Source organism: Streptomyces coryli (assembly GCF_011044975.1).
GTDB lineage: Bacteria > Actinomycetota > Actinomycetes > Streptomycetales > Streptomycetaceae > Streptomyces > Streptomyces coryli.
The window spans coordinates 1-3,126 of record NZ_JAAKZV010000450.1 but is presented as its reverse complement, the minus strand read 5'-3'; the positions used below and the strand labels follow the sequence as shown (position 1 = coordinate 3,126).

The 3,126-nt window shown below is 73.3% G+C and carries 2 protein-coding genes and 1 pseudogene; 2 read left to right on the top strand and 1 reads right to left on the bottom strand.

Going from position 1 to position 3,126, the window contains the following annotated elements:
- A pseudogene (locus G5C51_RS41025) lies at positions 1–677 on the top strand (hypothetical protein); the annotation flags it as partial.
- A 28-nt stretch (positions 678–705) separates the two neighbouring features.
- Entirely contained in the window at positions 706–2,622 is a 1,917-nt protein-coding gene (locus G5C51_RS41020) for a hypothetical protein (protein WP_165245883.1), read from the top strand.
- On the opposite strand, the gene G5C51_RS41015 is transcribed toward G5C51_RS41020, so the two are convergent.
- The coding region (locus G5C51_RS41015; protein WP_165245881.1) for a nucleoside/nucleotide kinase family protein at positions 2,609–3,126 on the bottom strand (518 nt) is incomplete at its 5' end. The genes G5C51_RS41020 and G5C51_RS41015 overlap by 14 nt on opposite strands.

The following is a 3,126-nucleotide window of genomic DNA, read 5'->3' as shown; positions in this document are numbered from 1 at the left end:
ACACCGCCCTCTCCCTCCGCCACCTCCACGCCCGCGAGCTCGACCTGCGCACCGCCAACACCCCACCCGGCGAGCTCGACCTGCGCCACACCGTCCTCGGCGTCCTCCGCGACGACCCCGCCGTCTGGCCAGCCCGGGTCCGCCTCGACGGCGCCCTCTACGAACAGCTGGAGACCCCGCTCACCGCCGCCGAGCGCATTCCCTGGCTGGGCCGGGACGACGACGCGTATCACCCCCAGCCTTACGAACAACTCGCCACCGCCTACCGCGGACTCGGCCATGAGGACGAGGCCCGTACCGTCCTCCTCGCCAAGCAGCGCGCCCGCCGCCACCAGCTCCCCCGCTATGCCCGCGTCTGGGGCCTGGTCCAGGACGCCACGGTCGGGTACGGATACCACCCGGCCCGCGCCCTCGGCTGGCTGCTCGGGCTCATGGTGGTCGGCTTCACGGTCTTCGCCCGCTGGCACCCGCGCGAGCTGGAGGAAGGCAAGTCCCCGGAGTACAGCGCGGTCTTCTACACTCTCGACCTGCTCCTCCCCGTGGTCAGCTTCGGCCAGGACAGCGCCTACACCTCGGACGACGCCCTCGGCTGGTTCGCCCACCTCCTCACCGCCGCCGGCTGGGTCCTCGCCACCACGGTCGCGGCAGGCGCCGCCCGCGCCCTCAACCGTCAGTAAGCGCCAGCAGCCAAAGAGGGGAGCAACGATGCAGCCGCACGGGATCACGCCGCCCGAGCAGCAGGTGTGGGATGCGTTCACCTCGGCCCGCGAGGTGGATCTGGGTACCGGCGACCGGGAAGCGGACGACCCGGCGCAAGGCGCCGACTGGGGACCCGAGCGCACCATCCGCGCCGAGGTCATCACGGCGCTGCTCCTCGGCGCCCGCGAACCCGAGCCCGGCCGCGCCGCCGCGGTCAGCCTCGTCGGTGCCCGGATCACGGGCAGCCTGGAGCTGGACCACACCGAGTTCGACCACCATCTGCGCCTGATCGGCTGCTGGTTCGAGCAGCGGGTCAACCTCTACGGCACCCGCACCCGCCAGCTGAGCTTCAACGGCTCGCACCTCCCCGGACTGCTCGCCTCCCACGCCGCCATAGACGGCAACCTCCGCCTGAAGCGGTGCCGCAGCACCGCCGAGATCCGCCTGGTCGGCACCCACGTCACCGGCGCCGTCATCCTGGAACAGGCGCACCTGTCCGACGCCGCCGGTGAGGCCCTGACCGCCGACCGCCTCCACGTCGACAACGACCTCCTCCTGCGCGACCTCGCCGTCGACGGCGTGTTCCGGCTCCGCAGCGCCGTCATCGGCGGCGGCGCCCACCTGCGCCAATGCCGGCTGAACGGCCACGACGGCGTCGCCCTGGACGCACACCGCCTCCAGGTCGAGGGGGACTTCTCCGCCTACCGGCTGCACGCCGGCGGAGCCCTGGGCCTGCGCGGCGCGGCGATCACCGGGTCGCTCTTCCTCCGCGCCGCCCAGCTCACCAACCCCGCCGGCCGCACCCTCGACGCCATCGGCGCCCAGATCGGCTCCGACGTCGTCCTGGACGAGGGCTTCACCGCGAACGGCCGGATCCGGCTGCGCAACACCCGCGTCGGCGGCAGCGTGCAGCTCGACGACGCCCGCGTCACCGGCTCGGAAGATGTCGCGGTGGACGCGGTACGAGCCCAGGTGGACGTCGACTTCCGGGCGAACCAACTGCACGCCGAAGGCGAGCTCGATCTCTACGGCATCACCGTGAACGGTTCGCTTCAGCTGCGCACCGCCCACCTCACCAACCCCGCCGGACGCACCCTGGACGCCCGCGCCTCCCGTATCGGCGCGGACGTGCAACTGGACAAGGACTTCACCGCGGACGGACCGATCACCCTCGCGACCGCGGAGGTCGGCGGCGGCATCTACCTGCGCACCGCGCGCCTGACCGGCCCCCCGGTCACCGACCACTCCGCCCTCTCCCTGCGTCACGTCCGCGCCCGCGAGGTCGATCTGCGCACCGTCAACGCCGCCGCCGGGCGCCTCTCGCTCCGCCACGCCACCATCGGCGTGCTCCGCGACGCCCCCGAATCCTGGCCCGAATCCATCACCATGGACGGCGTCGCGTACGACCAGTTGGAACAGCCGCTCACCGCCGCCGAACGGCTCCCCTGGCTGCAGCGCGACGAACGCGGGTCGTACCACCCCCAGCCGTACGAACAACTCGCCGCCACCTACCGCCGCCTCGGCCACGAGGACGACGCCCGCGTCATCCTGCTCGCCAAGCAGCGCGCCCGCCGCGCCCAGCTGCCCCGCTACGCCCGCGCCTGGGGCCTGGCCCAGGACGTGACGGTCGGCTACGGCTACCACCCGGCCCGCGCGCTCGGCTGGCTGCTCGGGCTGCTGGCGGTCGGCTTCACGGTGTTCTCCATCTGGCCCCCGCGCGTGCTGGAGGAGGACAAGGCGCCACCGCTCAACGAGCTCTTCTACACCCTCGACCTGCTGCTCCCCGTCATCAACTTCGGTCAGGAGAGCGCCTACGCGGCCCATGGCGGCGGCCAGTGGCTGGCGTACATCCTCACGGCCGCCGGGTGGATCCTCGCCACCACCGTCGCCGCCGGCATGGCCAGGGCGCTCAACCGCCAGTAAGCCGCCCGTCCCAGGCGGGCCGCCGCGGGTCATCGGCCCGTACCACCACGTCCGCCGCCTCCCCCGGCGCGGCCTCCCCCTCATAGCGCGCAAAGGCAGGCAGCGCCCACCGCATCCCCTCCGGCAGCCGTCGCGCCAGCGCGCCCTCCGACAGCCGCAGATGCACGGCCACGTCGAATGGGAACCAGTGCCGCAGCAGAAACGCGCCATGGAGGATCACCACCCCACCCTCCGGCACCTCCACATACGGACTCCGCGTAGCCCGGTCCGCCACCGGATCCCACAGATCCGGCAGCACCCGACCGCTCCCGCCCGGCTCCAGCGGCCCGAAGACCTCCCGCCACAGCGCCTGCACGTCGAGCCACTCGTCGTAGTACGCGTCCGCGTCCTGCTTCCCCCACTCGAAGCGCAGCGACGCCGGCCGCAGAAAGCCCTCGGCCGCCACCACGACCGCCGCCCGCCCCCGCACCGGCCGCGCGGCCCGCCCTCGCCCTGCCTCCGCTG

Coding starts and splice junctions, on each gene's coding strand:
- G5C51_RS41020 (WP_165245883.1), top strand. CDS start 706: ATGCAGCCGCACGGGATCACGCCGCCCGAGCAGCAGGTGTGGGATGCG.